Genomic DNA, 19,443 nt, shown 5'->3' on the forward strand with positions numbered 1-19,443 from the left:
AGCAATAAATTATAAACAAGCGAGACTTGGCATGATTCAATGGCTACAACAGGCTGAAAATTCAACTATTGCTCGCTTTATCGAGTGTTATTGGTTTATAGAAAAAGACCAAGCCGCCGGCAGCGAGCCATTCCCACAGCTAAACCCAGATCCCTGCCCGCATTTAATGTTGTCTCCTTCTAAGCAGTTCTATGGTTACCAATCTAAAGATGTGGTCTATGAAGGGCGGGGCAGCCATTGGATTTTCCCTCATAGCGAAACATTTACCTTAGATCATTCCAAACCGTTCCAACATTTAGGCATTAAGTTTCATGCTGGCGCGCTGTACAGCTTGGTTATACCTGAATACAGCCACCCGAGTTTGAACTCCGTGAGTTGTTTAGGTCTCTCTCACTTAAAGGCTAGCCTGAAAATGGATGAAACTATGTTGCTAAAGTTAGCTCAAACAGATAGCCAAGGCTGCGTGGAGCAACTGGATAGCTTGCTGATGCCCTGGCTAGTAGGCATTGAACAGGATAAACACAGTGAGTTAAGCCAAAAAGCCTTGTTGTTATTAAACTCGTCCAATATAGCTGATTTAGGAGAGCGCTTATTCTGTTCGCAAAGAACCTTAGAGCGCAGCTTTGCTAGAGTGACGGGATTGAGCTTGAAGCAAGTTCAGAGTATGAACAAACTTGAAGCACTGCTAGAGTATTTGTATCAGCGCGGTGTCGCTGAGTTAGATTGGGTAGACATTGCCTATCGTTTTGGCTTTAGCGACCAGCCTCATTTGATTCGTCACCTTAAAAAGCAAATTGGTTTAACGCCGCAACGTTATGCAGAGCAACGGGGCCTAACCATTGATGTTTACGGAGGGGTAGCAGCGAATAAGCGCTAAGCAAGCTAAGCTGTAGTGCAATCAATTCATAGTTGGCCATCTTAGGTCATTCATAGGAACGGCTTATGGCGGCTGCCCGAACACTACCGCAACTGGGTAAGAAAATTTTTGCCTGCTATACCGGAATGGAAACCGATTTAGTCTACAAACACGGGATTGATTTACCTGGTTTTGCGGCTTACCCATTGCTTCGTCAACCTGATTCGAAAAACCTTTTGCGACAATACTATTATCAGCTTGTTGAGCTTGCTCGAGAGCAAAATGTTGGACTCATTTTGGATTCGGTCACCTGGGCGGCTAATCGAGATCGTGGTCAAGCACTTGGCTTTAACCAGCAACAATTGCAGGCTTTTAACCTAGAAGCCGTTGCGCTGATGGCCGAGGTACGGGCTGCAAATGTTGATCTGGACATTGTACTCGCGGGGCAAATTGGCCCGCAGGATGACAGTTATTCACCAAAGTATTTGATGGCAACAGTAGAGGCTAGAGAGTATCACCTAGAACAAATTAAAACTTATGCAGCCACCGACGTGGACTTTATCAGCGCCTTTACTATTTGCTATGCCGAAGAAGCGGCCGGCATTGTTAAGGCGGCTCAGCAATTTTCTCTGCCCGTTGCAATTGCCTTTACTCTGGAAACTGACGGCTGTTTACCTACTGGTATGCCCTTGTCTGAAGCCATTGCACTAGTAGATGCAGAAACTAACAATGGCCCGGCTTACTACTTAATCAACTGCGCTCATCCTGAACACTTTTCACATATATTCGATGGTAAATCATGGGTGAAGCGGATACGTGGAGTTGTTGCTAACAGTTCTCGATGCAGTCATGAGGAGTTAGAGCAGGCTTGTGCGTTAGATGAAGGCAACCCAGAAGAGCTTGCATCGCAGTTGGCTGCATTACGAGCTAAGTACAATCACTTTAATGTGTTGGGCTCTTGTTGTGGTTCAGATATGCGACATATGAAAAGTATATTGGCTAAAGCCAAATTGATTTTATAGCGTTGGTTGTAGTGATACGTTAACTAAACTCTCGCCTAGCAAAGAGCAGGGCGGTGCTCTCCCGCTCTTTATGGCTAAGCCAGTCTGAGTTTGCTGTTTGGTAGAAAGCAAAAAGACCTGCAATTATGCAGGCCTTTTAATATGGTGGTCGCTACTGGGCTTGAACCAGTGACCCTCGCCTAGCAAAGAGGAGGGCGGTGCTCTCCCGCTCTTTATGGCTAAGCCAGTCTGAGTTTACAGTTTGGTAGAAAGCAAAAAGGCCTGCAATTATGCAGGCCTTTTTAATATGGTGGTCGCTACTGGGCTTGAACCAGTGACCCTCGCCTAGCAAAGAGGAGGGCGGTGTTCTCCCGCTCTTTGTGGCTAAGCCAGTCTGAGTTTGCTGTTTGGTAGAAAGCAAAAAGGCCTGCAATTATGCAGGCCTTTTAATATGGTGGTCGCTACTGGGCTTGAACCAGTGACCCTCGCCTTGTAAGGGCGATGCTCTCCCAACTGAGCTAAGCGACCGAATTTTGTGTTACTAGTAAACCGTTCAATAGAACCATTTACTTTAAATATGGTGGTCGCTACTGGGCTTGAACCAGTGACCCTCGCCTTGTAAGGGCGATGCTCTCCCAACTGAGCTAAGCGACCGTCTTGTGGGGGCGTATTATAGGGTGGTCTGCGGAGGTGTCAACGCAAATTTAAAGGAAACTGACTGCTTGCGCAAATTCTCGTCAAAATGCCCAAATTGGCAGCTTTGATGAGGCAATTATTAGCAAATAAAGCGCGATATGATTATGGCTGCTGTCTAGCGAATTTTAGCGGGTGTGGTAAAATCCGCGCCATTCAACTCGGTCAATTTACTTAACTAGAGAATAAACATGACAGTTCGTACTCGCGTAGCACCTTCGCCAACAGGTGACCCTCATGTAGGTACCGCCTACATCGCACTATTTAATTACTGTTTCGCTAAGCAACATGGCGGCGAATTTATTCTACGTATTGAAGATACCGACCAAGCGCGCAGCTCGCGTGAATCTGAGCAAGCTATTTACGACAGCCTAAGCTGGTTAGGGCTAAGCTGGGATGAAGGTCCAGACTGTGGCGGCAATGCGGGCCCATACCGTCAAAGCGAGCGTAGCGATATTTATAAAAAATATGCTCAACAGCTGATTGATGAAGGTAAGGCATTTTACTGCTTTGCCACTTCTGAAGAATTAGACGAAATGCGCAAGCAGCAAATGGCCGAAGGTTTACAGCCTAAATACGATGGCCGTGGTTTAACGCTAAGCGCCGAAGACATTGCTGCGAACCTGGCAGAAGGTAAGCCTTATGTAGTTCGCATGAAAATCCCAGAATCGGGCAGCTTTAGTTTTAACGATTACCTGCGTGGCAACGTAGAGATCCCATGGGAACAAGTAGACATGCAAGTGCTACTTAAAGCCGATGGTTTGCCAACCTACTTTTTAGCTAACGTGGTAGATGATCATTTAATGGGCATTACTCACGTGTTCCGTGGTGAAGAATGGCTAAACTCGGCGCCTAAACTGCTTAAATTATACTTAGATTTAGGTTGGGAAGCGCCAGTATTGGGCCACATGCCATTGTTACGTAACCCTGATAAGAGCAAGTTAAGTAAGCGTAAAAACCCAACTAGCGTGAACTACTACCGCAAAATGGGCTTTTTACCTGAAGCAATGCTTAACTACTTAGGCCGCATGGGCTGGTCTATGCCAGACGAGCGTGAAAAATTCACCTTGGCAGAAATGATTGAGCACTTCGACATGAAGCGTGTGTCATTAGGTGGCCCTGTATTTGATGTTGAAAAACTTAAATGGTTAAACGGTTTGTGGATCCGCGAAGAACTAAGTGATGAGCAACTAGCCCAACGCTTAGTTGAGTGGGCTTACAATCAAGAAACTTTGATGAACATTATTCCTCAAGCTAAAGCACGTTTAGATGTGTTTAGTGATCTAGCACCATTAGCTGGGCATTTTATCTCAGGCATGCCTGAATATGCACCAGAGCTACTTACTGGCGGTAAACTAGAAGAAGAGCAAGTTCGTAGCTTGTTACAAATGTTTATTTGGCAGCTAGAAGAGCAGCGCCAGTGGGACAAAGACACGGTGTTTGCTGTTGCTAAACAATTGTCTACTCACTTAGATGTGAAAATCCGTGACTTCCTAGAGCCTATTTTTGTAGCGATTACCGGCAAAACCAGCTCTACCTCTGTGGTAGATGCAATGGCTATTCTAGGATCAGATATGAGCCGAGCGCGATTACGTTTTGCGCTAAGCCATATTGGTGTGAGTAAGAAACAAGCTAAATCGTTAGATAAAGCTTACCGCGCCTATAAAGCTAGCTGGTAAGCCTTTTCGTTTAATGTAAAAAGCCAACTCTTAGAGTTGGCTTTTTTTGTATTTTCTAAAGTGAATTGTTATACCAATAACATGCTGCCACAGGCCGCAACCAGTAAACCTAGCGCCAGCAAGAACTGCAATTGAAGCTTAATACTCATCGGGTTCCTTAAATATGCATCAGTAGTAGCGTCATCATGCTACAAGCTTCCACCTCAAAACCATGAAACGCTTCACAGTTTGTTTTTTGAACAAACAGTTAAGTGTGAAAATCCTCGGTAGATCTCATTTATTTTGTGATTTTTTATTAGTTTGTTAACTAAATTGACACAATCGTTCAACATGCTGTTTTCTGCTGATATTTCGTTGGCTATTATGGCTTAACGTAAATCAACTTTTTAAGTGACTTTTATGTAAATAGGGGTATTTGTTAATCACATCAACTGCTATTGTTGCTAGGGTGATTGTCACTAATGGAGTGTTGTTTTTATTGATTAATTGGAAACAATAAACCCATTCAATAATCACCAGTGTTGCAAGCAAGGAATGCTTGTATAGGGCTTGAACGCAGTGCTAAATATGAGGCATGTAAGGGTGATTCCTTGCTGCTCATTATTCGCTATAAGGAGATCTGATGTCTATCAGTAGTCAATTAAATCAAGATTTGGGTCAGTTAATTATTTGTATCACTGGGCGCTTTGATTATTCACTGCACCGAGATTTTCGCGCTTGTTATGAAAATATATCAGTTGAAGGAGTGCAGCTTATCCTTGATTTAAGTGCCGCTGATTATATGGATAGCTCAGCGCTTGGCATGATGCTGTTACTAAAAGAGCACGCCGAAAAGAGCCAAGCCTTGGCCTTAACCATACGTAAGCCTTCGCCTGCTATTCTAAAAATATTAGAAATAGCCAACTTCGACAAATTACTCAAAATAGAAAACTAGTGCACGAAGATCTTACGTTTAGTTTTCTAAATAAAGCCGTTAAAGGTACCGCCTTAGTGGTGGACGATACACGTATTAATCGCCTGTTGTTAGGCAAAATATTGGGCGATATAGGCTACCAAGTAGTACATGCTGAAAACGGTGAAGAAGCGGTTGAGGTATTTAAGCAGCAGCCAGTCGATATTGTTTTTATGGATATATTGATGCCGGTGATGGACGGTTATCAAGCCACTACCGAAATTAAAAAGCTTTGTGGCAGTAAGTTTGTCCCGGTATTATTTGTTACCGCCCAGAATGAAGTAGACGCATTGGTTAAGTGCATAGCCAGCGGTGGCGACGATATTTTATTTAAGCCTGTCCACCAAGCAGTGCTAAAAGCCAAAGCTCTGGGTTTTGAGCGCACCAAAGCTATCTACAACGAAATAAGCCGATTACATAATCAACTGCAAGAAGAAGAAGAGCTGGCCGAGCGAGTATTTAGTAGCGCAGTGGCTAATTCTTACTGCGCAGATCGCGAGTTACTGGTGTCTTTAAATAGTGCATCTACTTTTTCGGGGGATGTTGTGCTGGCCGAATATCGACCGAACGGCGATATTCATTTGTTGTTAGGCGATTTTACCGGCCACGGATTGCGTGCGGCTATTGGTGCCATGCCAGTGGCGGATATCTTCAGGGGTATGACGCGAAAGGGGTACACTGCAGACGCAATTCTGCGGCAAATAAACAAACGGCTGCATCGCTTGTTACCTACCGGAATGTTTATGGCGGGTACATTTGTTGAGGCATCGTTACAACAAAAGTCGCTTACCGTTTGGAATGGCGGCATGCCAGAACTACTTATCTACAATACTCAGCAGCAAGCAATGCGTGAACGTTTGCTCTCTGAGTCACTGCCTCTTGGCATTCAAACTACAGTAGAGCTCAATCTAAAAACCATCCCATGGTTGCCTAACGACCACATCGTATTGCTTAGCGATGGCGTAACAGAAGCGGTGAACGTAGAGGGAGAAATGTTTGGCGAGCAGCGCTTAGAAGCCGCCTTTAATAGCCGTAGCGGGCAACCTTCTTTTATCGCTTGTATTCAACAGCAATTGGAACGTTTTTGTAATGGGGCAGAGCAGTTAGACGACATCAGTATGGTGGAAATCCCTGATTTGCTTAATCGGCCTAATGCCGAAGCCGCCAGTACTTTTGCTGGTTCAAATCAGCCTAGAGGGAAGTGGCGCTGGCAACTTTGTTTAGACGTAAACAGCCTACAGCAGTTTACGCCAATCCCTTTGTTAATGACCACGCTGCAAGAACTCTCGGTTCATCAAACCGACCGAAATATATTATTCACCATTGTGAGTGAGTTATTTAATAATGCTTTTGAACACGGCGTGCTTGGGCTTGAGTCTTCGATTAAAACCTCGGCTGAAGGTTTTGAAGAGTATTACCGCCAGCGTAAGCGCAGAGCTAAACAGTTAAGTGAAGGCTGGGTTAACATTACAATTGATTTTGATGGCCAAGCTAGTCGCCAATTTACCATTGAAGTCAGCGACAGTGGCAAAGGCTTCGATTTAAGCAAAACCACCACAAACGATCCTGCACAGCAATATTCTGGGCGAGGGCTAAAATTGGTGGAGTCCCTTTGCGAAAGCTTAGATGTTTTGGATAAAGGGACAAAGGTGAGCGTTATTTATCGCTGCCAACATTAAGCCAAATTTGAGTAATCCTCCGCTAATTGTTGGCTAATTGAGCAAGTGGCGCGTTTCTTAGGAAAAACGGTTGACACTATTCCGCTGGCTGCTTAGAATTCTGCTCGCTTTCAAGGCTTATTGTGTTGAAAGCAGTGTGATTTTGGGGCTATAGCTCAGCTGGGAGAGCGCTTGCATGGCATGCAAGAGGTCCGCGGTTCGATCCCGCGTAGCTCCACCAATTCACATCCCATACCGTATATCGGGGCTATAGCTCAGCTGGGAGAGCGCTTGCATGGCATGCAAGAGGTCCGCGGTTCGATCCCGCGTAGCTCCACCAAATTTCCTTTTTGTTATTCCTATGTAATGGTTTGCTCACACCTGTGAGGCATCTATTCATTCCCCTTTGCTGTGATTATCCCCCACAAAACACTAAACTGTTTTTGTTGTTTACTCCACAGAGCAGTCCTTATGTTGTTAGCAAACCTTAGGTCCAAAACACTGTGTTTACTCGGCTTGCTTAGTATTGTTAGTTCAGTACAGGCAGAGCCACTGCCTACCCGCGATCATGCCGCTCAGGCTCTAGCCGCCAGTTATAACCTCCAATCGCCAAGCTTTGAAGACAAAGCGCTTGCCAGCCATGCCAGTGCGCAAGGCGATGTAGTTCACTATCAGCTTACTTTGCCCAATACCGCCTCAAATCAACAAGTGCAACAGCTTGCTGCCCAACTTAATAATGATATTTGCAAGTATGACCAAGACGCTTTGTACCGAGGGGTAAGGGTTAAGCTAAGTATTAACTCGGGCGACGGCTCGCTGCTTTACCAAAGTATTCAAAGTGATAAAAACTGCTCGCGCTTGCCTTATTAGGTGGAGTGTTTAGGCTCTATTGGCTTCAACCAATAAGGGTGTATATTTAGTTTACCAATTATTCGATTAGTTGATAGCTTGCGGTGTTATCGCTGAGCTTATCGTCTATCCTCTTGATAAGAAAAGTGTATTGAGGAGCTGAAAGTATGTCTTTTACAAATACCATCGAATCTATGTGTCCAATTGCCCGCGGGCCAGATCACCGTAACTCGCCGATACCTATGGAAGGGAAGTGGGTGAATGCGATTGAAGTCACCGACATTTCGGGGTTATCTAATGGTGTGGGTACTTGCGCGCCGCACCAAGGCGCCACCAAAGTATCCATCAATGTTAAAAACGGCATCATTGAAGAATGCTTGATTGAAACGGTGGGCTGTTCAGGCATGACACACTCCGCTGCTATGGCTTCGGAAATACTCACTGGCAAAACCATACTAGAAGCACTCAATACCGATTTAATTTGTGATGCCATAAATGTTGCCATGCGCGCAGTATTTGAAAACTTGGCTTATGGTCGCAGCCAAACCGCCTTCTCCGAAGGTGGTTTACCGGTGGGCGCTGGCCTAGACGATTTAGGCAAAGGTTTACGCTCGCAAGTGGGCACTGCTTACGGCACAAAAGCCAAAGGCGCGCGTTACCTAGAGCTAGCCGAAGGCTACGTAACCCGCATGGCCCTAGACGAAGACAATGAAATTATCGGTTACGAAATCGTGCAAATGGGCAAAATGATGAGTGCCATTGCCGACGGAACCGATGCAAACAAAGCCTTAGACGACAGTAAAACCCATTACGGTCGGTTTGAAGATGGTGTTCAATTTGTTGATCCAAGAAAAGTATAGGGAGCAAAATAATGGTCGAATTTGAAGGCATTGAGCGCCGTATCGAGCGGATCAATCAAGTATTAGCCCAGTACCAAATCGAATCTTTAGAAGCCGCTCACGCACTGTGTCAGGCTCGCGGCTTTGATCCACACGCCATTGTATTAGAAACCCAACCTATTGCCTTTGAGAACGCGGCCTGGGCCTATGTATTAGGTGCAGCGATTGCGATTAAGAAACAAGATAAAACTGCCGAGCAAGCCGCATTGTCGATTGGCGAAGGCCTGCAGGGTTTTTGTGTACCGGGTTCAGTGGCCGACCAACGGAAAGTGGGCTTAGGGCATGGGCAATTGGCCTCGCGGCTACTGTCCACTCAGTCTGATTGTTTTTGTTTTTTAGCCGGGCATGAATCTTACGCAGCAGCCGAAGGCGCAATTAAAATTTCGGAATACGCCAACCAAGTAAGAAGCAAACCGCTGCGCCTGATTCTAAATGGCTTAGGGAAAGACGCAGCCTACATGATTGCCCGTATGAACGGTTTTACCTATGTGCAAACTCAGTTTGATTATCAAACCGGCGAGCTCAATATCACCCGAGAAAAAGTGTTTGGTAAAGGCCACCGAGCCACTATCCGCTGCTATGGCACTGACGACGTGGTTGAAGGTGTGGCAGTAATGCATCACGAAGGCGTGGATATATCTATTACTGGTAACTCTACCAATGCAGCGCGTTTTCAGCATCCCGTTGCGGGCACCTACAAAAAGGAGCGCTTGTTATTGGGCAAAGAATATTTCTCGGTAGCCTCTGGCGGCGGCACCGGCCGCACTATGCACCCCGACAACGTAGGTGCTGGCCCAGCCTCTTACGGCTTAACCGACACCATGGGCAGAATGCATTGCGATGCACAATTTGCCGGTTCGTCCTCAGTGCCAGCCCACGTAGAAATGATGGGCCTGGTTGGCATGGGCAATAACCCCATGGTGGGCGCGAGTGTTGCGGTGAGTGTAGCGATTGAGCAAGCTCAATAAGGTTCAGTAATAGCTCCCTAACTCAAAAGCCGCTATATAGCGGCTTTTGTTGTTTTAAGTACGCTTGAATTACACGAAAAGCTTAATAATGAAAGTGTACTTAGCGCTTGATGCCCCTAGTAGCTGCTAACAAGTTTTTGGACAAAATCTAGCCAGAACAACTGCTAATCAGAATTATAGGCAATAGGGCTCCTTTTCGACTAATTGTTGAAAAACTGTGATGATCTCTTTGTTGTTTTGGTCATCACGATTGTAGTTAGAAGGAAATTTACACCAACTGATTTCTAAGATAATGAAGCAACAAGTTTTTTCTACCGTTGTATAAAAAGATTATTTATGGGCAATAAACTCACAATAGTGTTCTCTGAATTTACAGCCTTCAATTTTTTCGATTTTTTTAAACCCTATATCTATTAGAATATTTTTGAAATCCTGTTCTAATATCAGGTGAGAGTATTTAGTGAAACTATATTTATCACCAGCAATAGTCATTTCCACTTCCCACTTTCTCTTATTGGTTTCCTTGTTGTGAGTTATTTTTTCATCAACACATACAGGAAGGCAATTGACTTGCTTTTCATTATGGTTGAGAACCATAGGAGCTTCAAAGTTGAAGAACTTATCAGAAGGTATATCGACATATAAGCAACCACCATCTTTAATTGAACTATATATACCTTCTAAGGAGGTTATGATTTCATTAATATCGTCATCAGCTTTTGTGTTATCCCACATGTCAGAGTATATAATTGAGTTCCCACGGCATAGAACTAAGTCAAACAACTCAGGTAATTTACAGCCTAACTCCTGCCACTTTATTTTAAGAGGTGAACTAGTTACGTTCATGCTCTGGGAGTTCTTTGTAAACCTGTTTAGCATATTTCCGCATGCATCAGAACAAATAATATTATAGCCAGAATTTATTAGCTCAATAACTCCAAACCCTGTTCCTACTGAGCAGTCTAATATACTACCGTTTTTATATGGTTCTATTATTGGCTTAAGTGACTCTATTAGTGAGTTTCTACAAGATACGGCATCCAAATAGTAATCAATTTGAGCAGGAAAGTTTAACGGTTTCATAGTGTATCCTCGCAGGTGAACACATTACTCTTGGAACTAATCCACTGTTTCAGTATATTTCTGTTGATTTTGCTGTTATGGCGGTTGTCGCTTGGTAACAATGATGGATAAAAATACACTTGGCTTTTCATATAGCCAACTTCTTTTAGCTTTTCTTTAAGTGATAATTCATTTGTGTGTTCACGCTCAGTTTCAGGTATAACGACACAAACTAAGTCAGTATCTTCCATGTATATAACTGCACTGGAAATGAGATTCCCATGTATATTTAAACATTGCTCTAAAGCGTCGGGATAAAATATTTTGTTTGGTGTATTGACAGCATACTTCTTCCTTGTCATAAACCAAGCCATACCATTTTCATCTATGTATCCTAAGTCTCCCATTTTATGCCAAACGAAATCACTGCCATTAAGTTTGGTTTTTGATTTGAGTGTTATATCGGAACGACGAAAGTACTCATTAGTTATGCGAGATCCAGAAACAACCAGTTCACCTACAGTGTTAGCTGGTAATGGTTTTGGGAGCGCTGACTCGTCATCTCTTCCAATTACTTGAATGTTTATGCCGTTACATGATTTACCTAATGGAACACCAGCGTTAATGATTGTCCTGTTTCTAGATAATTCTTTAAAATCCGTAAATTGGATTTGAGTTATTGGCAGCAACGCTTCAGTGCTGGCGTAGGGAATATAAATTTCGCCGTTAGGTAAAAGGTCATCAAGCTTTTGCAGCATAATTAGGTTAAGGGATGCGCCGGCAGTTGAAATGATTTTGATGAACTCAAGTTTTTCTTGAGTTCTATTCAAGTGACTGATGACTCTGGCCCAAAAAGCAGGTGAAGCAAATATGTAATCACAGCCATGTGTTTTCATTTGAGAGAGAATGCTCTCTATAGGCATAAGATTGGGCTGAGTAGTGCGTGTGTGCGGGATTATGGCTGTCCGATTGTTGTATATACACGCAAGAGCCAAATATGGAAAAATAACAAATTCAGTATTAATTTGTTTATGAAACGCATTCAGTTCAATAGCCTGGGATTCAAGCTGCCCAACAGTCCATGGAACCCCTTTAGGCACCCCCGTGGTTCCAGTGGTGTAAAGCAACATGCAAGTAGTGTTACTTGATATTTCAATCTTGGGGATCTTTACTGATGATTGTTGCAATAAATTTTCAGGTGTAATTGTTGAAAAATCGGGGATATCTTTGGTGCTAATCCATAATGAAGGTTTTAGTTCATCTATACAGGTTACAAGGTTTTCCTTTTTTTGCTTTACGTCTACCAAGCTAGGAATTGCACCTAACGCGAAACAACCGTATAAAACACTGTAATACTCAAGTGAAGGAGGCAGTGATAAGACTATGTAGTCGTTCCTTGTAATGCCTAATGAGTATAGCTTCTCAGCCATGTTGTAGGCTGAATCTAGTAGCTCTTCAGCTGATATTTCTTTTCCTGATTTTGAATCGATTAATACAATATCATTTACTGACTTAGCTCTTTTCTCTAACAATCTTAAAAAAATGTTCATATGTCACCTTGGGAAAGTAGTTTCAGATACCCTTATATAGATCTTATGTTGATAATAAAAGGATGTTTAATGATTAATTTATTATTAACGGAGTTGCAAACTAGTTTGTTAGTTTGTTTTTAGTGGGTTGTTTATAGTTTAATTTCAAGTTTTCTTAGGATTTAAGTCATTACAACTAATAAATTAATCATTATTGAGGTATCAAACCAAAGTAGTTTTAGAGGGGACACGGTGGAAAGTGAGAAAAGGTAACAAGAACTAGTATGTGTTTCTCGATAGTCAGACTTAAACTTCCTTTATTCAAGGTTCTTAACTTATAGGCGGGTCATAACTCACAAGCGCCTAAATGACAGTTTTATAGATAAAGTTTCCGCAAAATGAACTTTGCTTCAGTCTATATGATAAAGCCTGAAGTATTCGGATACTGTTGATGACAAACATGATTAAAGCATTTATTACTCATCCTTGTATTTTGGCCTTTTGGTAAGCCTTAAAACCCAAGCCGATAACTCACATTGGGGCACAAACGAGTTAGAAGTCTTAGTTGAATACCTAATAAATTCATCCAATAAGCAGTTTCACTGCCGCGAATAAAATTAGCATTCTAATCGCCCAGGTCATTTGTTTGAGGTTTATCTTTTTAAGGATAAGAAAGCCTAAGGCGCAACCAACTAGCAGACTAGGCAGAGCATTTAAACTGGTTTTTGCTGTTTCTATGTTGAGCAAGCCAATGCTGATTAGCATAGGAACTTTGGCTACGTTAACTAAGCCTGCTACCCAGGCGCGGGTGCTTACGTAACTGGTTTTGCCTAGTTGTTGCTGCATCATATACAGGCTAATGATTGGACCGGCTGAATTGGCTGTCATGCTAATAAAACCGCCAAATATGCCTGCACCAGCCGCTACGTTTGGGTGTTTCATGCATTGTGATTTTCCCCTCTCCAAATATACGCTTAAGAAAAGCATTCCCAGCACTATGCCACCAATAGCGGTGGTAAATTTGCTGGGGTCTAGTTGAGATAACAAGGCGGCGCCCGCTGCGCAACCCACCACCATAAACGCTAATAAACGGAGCAGTATTCGCCATTTTATTTGAGTTCGATACACTGTCATGGTGAGCAAGTCGGTAAGTAAAAACATGGGAATAAGTATCGCTAAGGCTTGCCCGTCGGGGTAAGCAATTAACAGCAGGGGCAAAATTAAGGCGCCCATACCGCCGATAGAAAATTTAGATATGCCGGTCAGTAAGGCAACAATATGAAGAATAATCAGTGAGCTATCCACATAACCTCTACTACTTGTGAATGTGGGCGTAGGGTAACAAAATAGATGAACGTAAAATAATGACTTATTTATATCAACTTGATTGTTTTTATCTATCTAGATTAAGCTTGGATAAAGCGGTTTGCTAATAGGCTTACTAGATGAATCATGAACAATTACGGGCATTTGTGGCAGTAGCCAGGTTAGGTAGTTTTAGGGCGGCGGCGTTGCACTTAAACAAAACCCAGCCCACGGTGAGTGCCTCGGTAAAAACCTTAGAGCAGCAGTTCTCTATTTTGCTGTTTAATCGCGACGCATATCGGCCTAGCTTAACTGCAGAGGGCGAAGCCTTTCTTAGCAAAGCTAAAAGCTTACTTAAGCAGGCTAATGAGCTTGAGCTATTAGGGCATGAGTTAGCACAAGGTGCGGATCCTGTGCTTACCCTCACGTTAAGCCCTATGTGTTACTTGCCGCCCCTAGTGAGCCAAATTCAAGGCTTTGGGCAAAGCCACCGCAATATGCAGCTTACCTTGGGTACCGGGCATTTATCCGGCATTTTGGAGCCTTTATTAAAGCAACAATCTGATTTGGCGCTGGCGCCTAATATTGGATTAGATGGCCGTTTTGATTTTATTGAGGTGAGCCAAATCACCATGATAACGGTGGCGGCTAAGGGTTACATTGAGCAGGCTGGCGGCAGTATAAAACACATTGAGTTACGGACTAAGCCACATATTTTGTTGGCCGATTCGGGCTCAGAACAGCCCTTGGATAACGTAAACGTTATTGCTGGTGGCCAGCGCTGGTTTGTGAATGATTATCACCTTAAAAAAGAGCTATTGCTGGCAGGGATGGGCTGGGCGCGTATTCCTGAACATATGATTAAACAAGAGTTGCAGCAAGGCTTGCTGGTGCCGCTTAAGGTTGAGCAGTTTGCCTCAAGCAGCCAAGTGCCTATTTACCTGATTAAGTTACGCGAGCGAGCGGATAAAGAGATTGTACGGGCTTTTTGGCAAGCGTTTAGCCAATAAAAAAGGGAGCGTTTGCTCCCTTTTGAAATTGTAGTGGTGTCTGCTTAGAGAACCATAGACAGAAACTGTTTTAGCCTTGGGTGGCTTGGGTTATCGAAGAAGTTCTCTGGAGACTCTTCTACCAATAGTTCACCGTCTTCCATAAACAATACGCGGTCGGCCACTTCACGGGCAAAGCCCATTTCGTGGGTCACCACTACCATGGTCATGCCGTCGGCGGCTAAACCTTTCATTACGTCTAGCACCTCGCCAACCATTTCAGGGTCTAGCGCTGATGTGGGCTCGTCGAACAACATAATATTAGGTTGCATGGCTAGCGCTCGGGCAATGGCAACACGTTGCTGTTGGCCACCAGACAAGTGAGAAGGGTAGTTGGCCATTCGGTCAGCCAAGCCAACTTTTAGCATTAAGGCTTTGGCTTCATCTTCTACCTGCTGCTTGGGTCGTTTTGCCACTTTTAAAGGGGCAAGCATTACATTGCCCAAAGCTGTTTTGTGCGGGAACAGGTTAAAGTTTTGGAACACCATGCCTACTTCTTCGCGCAAGCTATTAATGTTGGTGTCTTTGGCGTACATATCGGTTCCGTCGATATGTACCGAACCACTGCTTACGGTTTCTAGCTGGTTAAGGGTGCGTAAAAAGGTTGATTTGCCAGAGCCTGATGGCCCAACAATCACCACCACTTCACCGCGGTTTACCGTGGCTGACACATCTTTAAGTGCGTGGCAGCCATTGGGGTAAATTTTGTTAACCTTTTTTGCAACGATCATGTCGTCGCCTTGATAATCTTTAGTCACTGGCAGCTAACCTCTTTTCTAAGCGTTGAATAGCCCAAGACAGGCTGCTGGTAAGTACTAGGTAAAGCAGGGCTACGGTAAACCACACTTCAAAGGGGGCAAAACTACCGCTAACTACCTCTCGACCAGCTTTGGTTAAGTCGGTGATTGAGATAACCGATACCAATGACGAGTCTTTAATCAAGTTAATAAACTGGCCAGCCATAGGCGGCAAGGTGCGCTTAAAGGCCTGCGGTAAAATCACGTTTACCATGGCTTGCGGGTAGTTCATGCCCAATGAGCGGGCGGCTTCCATTTGTCCTTTCGGAATTGACTGAATACCGGCTCGAATAATTTCTGCTACATAAGCGGCAGTGAATACCGACAAGGCAATAACACCTGCGGTAAAGCGCTCTAAATCGAATACCGTTCCAATGAAGAAATAAACAATGAAAATTTGCACCAGCAAGGGGGTGCCGCGAATAATTTCAATGTAGGTAATGGCTAGCTTACGCAGGGCTGGGTTGTCGGCGATGCGCATCAAACCAATCACTAAGCCAAGTAAAATGGCAAAAACCAATGAGAACAGTGAGATTTTTATAGTAACAATAAGACCTTGGGTAAGCGGGCCAATGCGCCATTGTTCTGAAGACGCAAGCTGGTCGCCCTCAAACACCAAGTCACCTTCGTACACTGTGATGTTTTCATAGTCGGTTAGATCGACCAGTAAGTCACCGGCGTCTGATACTAGCTGTAAGTGTCCGGCGGCATTGCTGGTTATGCTGCCGTCTTGCGGGGCCGCCACGCTGGCCGCTTCGTTATTTACAATATAAGGAACTACACGTTGCCAGTTCCAGTTGTAGTCGATTTTTTCACCCGACAGGTAAATAAGGCCACACAGGCTAAGTAAAATGGCCACAAAAACGCCATTCCACAATATTTTGCTTGCTTGAGTTTGCATCTAAAGCTCTTTATCTATTATTGGTTTTTACTTTATGGGCGTGGTTAAGCACACCCATAAAGAAAAGTGGCTGTTAAGGCAGCCACTTGAGTCTTACTATTGAACTTGTTTTAACCAAGCATCATCTTTAAACCACTTGTCGTAAATGCGGTCGTAGGTGCCATCACCTTTAATTTGACGCAAGTAACCGTTCAAGAAGTTTAAGAAATCAGGATCGCCTTGGCGTACTGCCCAACCAAGAGGTTCAAAAGTGAACGGCTGGTCTAGGTGAGTAAGCTGACCTTGGTTTTCTGCTGCGTAAATAGCATTAAACGGTAAGTCGTAGATGAAGGCATCGGCTTTGCCGTTGGTGACTTCAAGTACTGCTTCAGATTGGGTTTCAAACAAGTTTACTTTGGCTTTAGGAATGTAACGTTTAATCGCGCCTTCACCGGTAGTACCTAGTTTAGTTACCACAGTGTATTGGTCGCTGTTTAAGTCACGGTAGCTAGTGACTTTACCTTCTAATTTAGGGCTAAGTAGGATTGATTGGCCAATAACTACGTATGGGTCGGCAAAGTTAACTTGCATGTTACGTTGTGGCGTAATGGTCATGCCGCCCATAATAAGGTGACATTTTCCGGTTAGTAGAGTAGGGATGATGCCGTCCCAAGCGGTGTTTACAGGTACGTATTTAACACCCATAGCACGCGCCATTTGCTTGCCTAGGTCGATATCAAAACCAATAAACTGGCCGTTTTTGGCTTTCATTTCGAACGGCATGTAGCCAGCATCAAAACAGGCACGTAACTCACCTGATTCAGAAATTTCTTGTAGCAATGTTTGCTGAGCAAATGCTGCACTTGATAATAGTGCAACTGCGGCAATTGCAGATTGAATGACACGTTTCATAATGGTCCTTGTTGTGTTTTTAATTAATTATTTTTATTGAGTTCATGTTCTGATCTATCCGTGTAAAACAGCCTGAACTCTCAGTGTTTCAGGGAAGTTATAGCAGAATACGCTAATGATGAATAGCGAGGTTTTAACTCCAAGTTGCCGTAAATACTTTACAGTTTCACTAGATACTTGGCCGCTTAGCCGTCTAAACGCCCGTACTTTAAGGCTTAGCGAAGATTTTGTGCGGTAAGCAAGTAACGACAATAGGCAAAAAAGAAACATGTAACTTTTTCTAGAATGTTTTCTGTTTGCTTAAATTAAAGCCAGTTTGGTTAAAAGCTATGCTACTGGCTGAACATGATAAGCTCGTTCGGCTACGTCATTTTTTTGATCCGCTAGCACTGAATAAGGCCCTTAGTGGCTAAACTTTTTGCTTTGTTATCTTGCGATTTTTAAAGCCAGCCTCCATGCTGTGAGAAAATATAAACTCTTGTACGGAAACAGGAATGGCCGATAGTTTTTTATTGTTTGAGCCCGACGCCACGGAACTGGTGAGCCAAAAAATACAGCCTTTGTTTGAGTCTGTAGTGCTACCTAAATCTTGGGATTGTAATGAACCGCCAGAGTGGGAAGCGGGCAGCATTGTATATTGCTATTTAAGCGATAAAGACTTAAGCCAAGTGATTGATTTAGCCAGCAGCCAGCAATGGGTGGTGGCAATTCTGCCTCATCCTAAAGCGAGTCACGCCAAGCGTGCGTTTAGTTTAGCCAACAGCCTAGATAAAGCGGTTCAGCATGTTCAGCAAGCTGAGGTGGTGCAAATAGACCTACTGCGCTGTAATCAAGAGGTGGTGCTTAACCATCTTGTGGTGGGGCATAGCTTTAACCTGCGACCTGGTGGCCACAACGCGTCTTGGCGTCAGCGAATGTTGCAAACTTGGCAAAACATTAGAAAGATAGGCCAAATAAAACCGCAGAAACTGACCATTACAACCGCAAGCGAAACCTGTTTAGAAACCTCGTTGGTTGGCTTAGTGCTGATAGAGCACGCCCATGGTTCTATGTTATCCAAGCAAATCCTTACTGATACCCACTGCAACGATGGCATGTTAGAAAGCATGTTAATTGCGCCGCGCAGTATTATGGAAATGTTTCGGTTTCTACTGTTGGCCATGTTTGGCCGAGTGATTAGGAAACCACGCTTTCTTAGCTTGATTAAATCTAAGGCCATTACCATTAGCAAAGAGCAAGAAATGGTGTATTGGCATGACGGCTTAGAAAAAACTGCCAAAGCGCTAACCGTAGAATGCGAGCATAAAGCCTTAAGCGTTTTGCCAGCTGCAGATATGGTGTGCCAAGAGAATGTAGTCGCGGTAAAAGAAAGCCGCAAGATAAGCCACTTGCCAGAGGGCGAGGCGATTAATGCTTTAGCAGCAAGGCCTTTACCATGGATAGCCCACGCCGCCACCGACGAATTTAGAGAGCTGTATCAATTGTTGCGCGATAACGCCACTACTTCTCCGGCGTTTGTTACCTTAATGGTGTTATCAACCTTACTTGCCACCATTGGTTTGTATGCCAGCTCTGCACCTGTGATTATTGGCGCGATGATACTCGCGCCACTAATGGCGCCAATTATTTCTTTATCAATGGGCCTAACTCGGCAAGACCCCAGTTTAACCACCGCTAGCTTAGGCACTTTAATTACTGGTTTATGTGTCGCCTTGGGTTTTGCTGCTAGTGCCAGTTTTATTATTCCCATGGAAGTGGTAACTCCTGAAATTGCGGCGCGCCTTAGCCCTAATTTGCTGGATTTAGGAGTGGCGATTATCTCAGGTATCGCTGGTGCTTACGCCCATGCACGTATCGACGCCGCCAAAAGCTTGGCTGGTGTGGCGATTGCTGTAGCGCTGGTACCGCCGCTTGCGGTTGCTGGTATTGGTTTAGGTTGGTTAGATGCATCGGTAGCCTCTGGCGCATTATTACTGTTTCTTACCAACTTGGCGGGCATTGTATTTTCGGCGGCTTTAACCTTTTTAGCCTTAGGTTATGCACCGTTTACTCGGGCTAAGAAGGGCCTTACCATTGCGTTGGCTGCAGTAGTGTTGGTGAGTGTGCCATTGGTGTTTAGTTTTAATCGGCTGTCAGAAGAAGCCCAAATCGTGCAACGCTTGCAGGGTAAAACCTTTAATGAGGTACTACTTAGAACGGTACGCGCCCAAAGCACCAAACCACTCACTTTACATGTGCAATTGGTTAGCGCTAAAGCCTTGAGCGACCAGCAATTAGACTTGCTTAAAGACAGTATTCAAACCGAATTGAAGCGGCCTTTTGATTTAGAGGCCTCTATCATTATTCGGCGCTAG

The 19,443-nt window shown here is 44.1% G+C and carries 16 protein-coding genes, 4 tRNA genes and 1 pseudogene; 12 read left to right on the top strand and 9 right to left on the bottom strand.

Annotated features, from left to right (window positions below):
• The first annotated feature begins 31 nt into the window (after positions 1–31).
• Both FFR00_RS18880 and FFR00_RS18885 read left to right on the top strand, forming a co-directional pair.
• Entirely contained in the window at positions 32–877 is an 846-nt protein-coding gene (locus FFR00_RS18880; protein WP_137674976.1) for a helix-turn-helix domain-containing protein, read from the top strand.
• Between the two features lie 65 nt (positions 878–942).
• Positions 943–1,878 (top strand): homocysteine S-methyltransferase family protein, encoded by a 936-nt coding sequence (locus FFR00_RS18885; RefSeq protein ID WP_137674977.1) that lies wholly within the window; start codon positions 943–945, stop codon positions 1,876–1,878.
• Between the two features lie 142 nt (positions 1,879–2,020).
• Here FFR00_RS18885 and FFR00_RS21675 read toward each other — a convergent pair.
• From FFR00_RS21675 to FFR00_RS18895, 3 genes and pseudogenes are all read right to left on the bottom strand, one after another.
• Positions 2,021–2,103: pseudogene (locus FFR00_RS21675) on the bottom strand.
• A gap of 206 nt (positions 2,104–2,309) precedes the next feature.
• A tRNA-Val gene (locus FFR00_RS18890) sits at positions 2,310–2,385 on the bottom strand.
• Positions 2,386–2,435: 50 nt separating this feature from the next.
• Positions 2,436–2,511 (bottom strand) — tRNA-Val (locus tag FFR00_RS18895).
• 230 nt (positions 2,512–2,741) lie between these two features.
• Here FFR00_RS18895 and gltX point away from each other — a divergent pair.
• From gltX to FFR00_RS18935, 8 genes are all read left to right on the top strand, one after another.
• On the top strand, positions 2,742–4,229 hold the full coding sequence (gene gltX / locus FFR00_RS18900) for a glutamate--tRNA ligase (protein ID WP_137674978.1): 1,488 nt from the start codon (positions 2,742–2,744) through the stop codon (positions 4,227–4,229).
• Positions 4,230–4,851: 622 nt separating this feature from the next.
• Complete coding sequence (locus FFR00_RS18905; RefSeq protein WP_137674979.1) at positions 4,852–5,163, top strand: STAS domain-containing protein; 312 nt, start codon at positions 4,852–4,854, stop codon at positions 5,161–5,163.
• Complete coding sequence (locus tag FFR00_RS18910) at positions 5,163–6,860, top strand: fused response regulator/phosphatase (RefSeq protein ID WP_137674980.1); 1,698 nt, start codon at positions 5,163–5,165, stop codon at positions 6,858–6,860. Before FFR00_RS18905 ends, FFR00_RS18910 begins: the two co-directional genes overlap by 1 nt.
• A gap of 144 nt (positions 6,861–7,004) precedes the next feature.
• A tRNA-Ala gene (locus tag FFR00_RS18915) sits at positions 7,005–7,080 on the top strand.
• 23 nt (positions 7,081–7,103) lie between these two features.
• Positions 7,104–7,179, top strand: a tRNA-Ala gene (locus FFR00_RS18920).
• Positions 7,180–7,310: 131 nt separating this feature from the next.
• Positions 7,311–7,709: a hypothetical protein gene (locus FFR00_RS18925; RefSeq protein WP_137674981.1), complete on the top strand. Its 399-nt coding sequence runs from the start codon at positions 7,311–7,313 to the stop codon at positions 7,707–7,709.
• A 146-nt stretch (positions 7,710–7,855) separates the two neighbouring features.
• On the top strand, positions 7,856–8,548 hold the full coding sequence (locus FFR00_RS18930; protein ID WP_137674982.1) for an iron-sulfur cluster assembly scaffold protein: 693 nt from the start codon (positions 7,856–7,858) through the stop codon (positions 8,546–8,548).
• An 11-nt stretch (positions 8,549–8,559) separates the two neighbouring features.
• Complete coding sequence (locus tag FFR00_RS18935; protein WP_137674983.1) at positions 8,560–9,555, top strand: GGGtGRT protein; 996 nt, start codon at positions 8,560–8,562, stop codon at positions 9,553–9,555.
• A gap of 330 nt (positions 9,556–9,885) precedes the next feature.
• On the opposite strand, the gene FFR00_RS18940 is transcribed toward FFR00_RS18935, so the two are convergent.
• The 3 genes from FFR00_RS18940 to FFR00_RS18950 all read right to left on the bottom strand — a co-directional run bounded on the left by FFR00_RS18940 (position 9,886) and on the right by FFR00_RS18950 (position 13,451).
• Positions 9,886–10,638, bottom strand: coding sequence for a hypothetical protein (locus FFR00_RS18940; RefSeq protein WP_137674984.1), 753 nt, complete (start codon positions 10,636–10,638; stop codon positions 9,886–9,888).
• Positions 10,635–12,167 carry an AMP-binding protein gene (locus tag FFR00_RS18945; protein ID WP_137674985.1) on the bottom strand — a complete coding sequence of 511 codons (1,533 nt, stop codon included), beginning with the start codon at positions 12,165–12,167 and terminating at the stop codon, positions 10,635–10,637. The genes FFR00_RS18940 and FFR00_RS18945 overlap by 4 nt, the downstream gene beginning before the upstream one ends.
• A 561-nt stretch (positions 12,168–12,728) precedes the next feature.
• Positions 12,729–13,451, bottom strand: coding sequence for a sulfite exporter TauE/SafE family protein (locus FFR00_RS18950; protein ID WP_137674986.1), 723 nt, complete (start codon positions 13,449–13,451; stop codon positions 12,729–12,731).
• Between the two features lie 140 nt (positions 13,452–13,591).
• On the opposite strand from FFR00_RS18950, the gene FFR00_RS18955 reads away from it, so the two are divergent.
• Positions 13,592–14,461 carry a LysR family transcriptional regulator gene (locus tag FFR00_RS18955; protein WP_137674987.1) on the top strand — a complete coding sequence of 290 codons (870 nt, stop codon included), beginning with the start codon at positions 13,592–13,594 and terminating at the stop codon, positions 14,459–14,461.
• Between the two features lie 44 nt (positions 14,462–14,505).
• Here FFR00_RS18955 and FFR00_RS18960 read toward each other — a convergent pair whose 3' ends face one another.
• The 3 genes from FFR00_RS18960 to FFR00_RS18970 all read right to left on the bottom strand — a co-directional run bounded on the left by FFR00_RS18960 (position 14,506) and on the right by FFR00_RS18970 (position 17,089).
• Positions 14,506–15,231: an amino acid ABC transporter ATP-binding protein gene (locus FFR00_RS18960; RefSeq protein WP_154675882.1), complete on the bottom strand. Its 726-nt coding sequence runs from the start codon at positions 15,229–15,231 to the stop codon at positions 14,506–14,508.
• 19 nt (positions 15,232–15,250) lie between these two features.
• The gene (locus FFR00_RS18965) at positions 15,251–16,198 is read right to left on the bottom strand and encodes an amino acid ABC transporter permease (RefSeq protein ID WP_137674989.1); all 948 of its coding nucleotides are present in this window, start codon (positions 16,196–16,198) and stop codon (positions 15,251–15,253) included.
• 96 nt (positions 16,199–16,294) lie between these two features.
• On the bottom strand, positions 16,295–17,089 hold the full coding sequence (locus tag FFR00_RS18970; protein ID WP_137674990.1) for a transporter substrate-binding domain-containing protein: 795 nt from the start codon (positions 17,087–17,089) through the stop codon (positions 16,295–16,297).
• A 494-nt stretch (positions 17,090–17,583) separates the two neighbouring features.
• On the opposite strand from FFR00_RS18970, the gene FFR00_RS18975 reads away from it, so the two are divergent.
• The gene (locus FFR00_RS18975) at positions 17,584–19,443 is read left to right on the top strand and encodes a TIGR00341 family protein (protein ID WP_137674991.1); all 1,860 of its coding nucleotides are present in this window, start codon (positions 17,584–17,586) and stop codon (positions 19,441–19,443) included.

The sequence above is a fragment of the Agarivorans sp. Toyoura001 genome, from assembly GCF_005405585.1.
In the GTDB taxonomy this organism is placed as follows: domain Bacteria; phylum Pseudomonadota; class Gammaproteobacteria; order Enterobacterales; family Celerinatantimonadaceae; genus Agarivorans.

Bases quoted from the DNA above. Each gene is read 5' to 3' on its own strand.
- FFR00_RS18880 (WP_137674976.1), top strand. From the start codon at position 32: ATGATTCAATGGCTACAACAGGCTGAAAATTCAACTATTGCTCGCTTT.
- FFR00_RS18885 (WP_137674977.1), top strand. From the start codon at position 943: ATGGCGGCTGCCCGAACACTACCGCAACTGGGTAAGAAAATTTTTGCC.
- gltX (WP_137674978.1), top strand. From the start codon at position 2,742: ATGACAGTTCGTACTCGCGTAGCACCTTCGCCAACAGGTGACCCTCAT.
- FFR00_RS18905 (WP_137674979.1), top strand. From the start codon at position 4,852: ATGTCTATCAGTAGTCAATTAAATCAAGATTTGGGTCAGTTAATTATT.
- FFR00_RS18925 (WP_137674981.1), top strand. From the start codon at position 7,311: ATGTTGTTAGCAAACCTTAGGTCCAAAACACTGTGTTTACTCGGCTTG.
- FFR00_RS18930 (WP_137674982.1), top strand. From the start codon at position 7,856: ATGTCTTTTACAAATACCATCGAATCTATGTGTCCAATTGCCCGCGGG.
- FFR00_RS18935 (WP_137674983.1), top strand. From the start codon at position 8,560: ATGGTCGAATTTGAAGGCATTGAGCGCCGTATCGAGCGGATCAATCAA.
- FFR00_RS18940 (WP_137674984.1), bottom strand. From the start codon at position 10,638: ATGAAACCGTTAAACTTTCCTGCTCAAATTGATTACTATTTGGATGCC.
- FFR00_RS18945 (WP_137674985.1), bottom strand. From the start codon at position 12,167: ATGAACATTTTTTTAAGATTGTTAGAGAAAAGAGCTAAGTCAGTAAAT.
- FFR00_RS18955 (WP_137674987.1), top strand. From the start codon at position 13,592: ATGAATCATGAACAATTACGGGCATTTGTGGCAGTAGCCAGGTTAGGT.
- FFR00_RS18960 (WP_154675882.1), bottom strand. From the start codon at position 15,231: ATGATCGTTGCAAAAAAGGTTAACAAAATTTACCCCAATGGCTGCCAC.
- FFR00_RS18965 (WP_137674989.1), bottom strand. From the start codon at position 16,198: ATGCAAACTCAAGCAAGCAAAATATTGTGGAATGGCGTTTTTGTGGCC.
- FFR00_RS18970 (WP_137674990.1), bottom strand. From the start codon at position 17,089: ATGAAACGTGTCATTCAATCTGCAATTGCCGCAGTTGCACTATTATCA.
- FFR00_RS18975 (WP_137674991.1), top strand. From the start codon at position 17,584: ATGGCCGATAGTTTTTTATTGTTTGAGCCCGACGCCACGGAACTGGTG.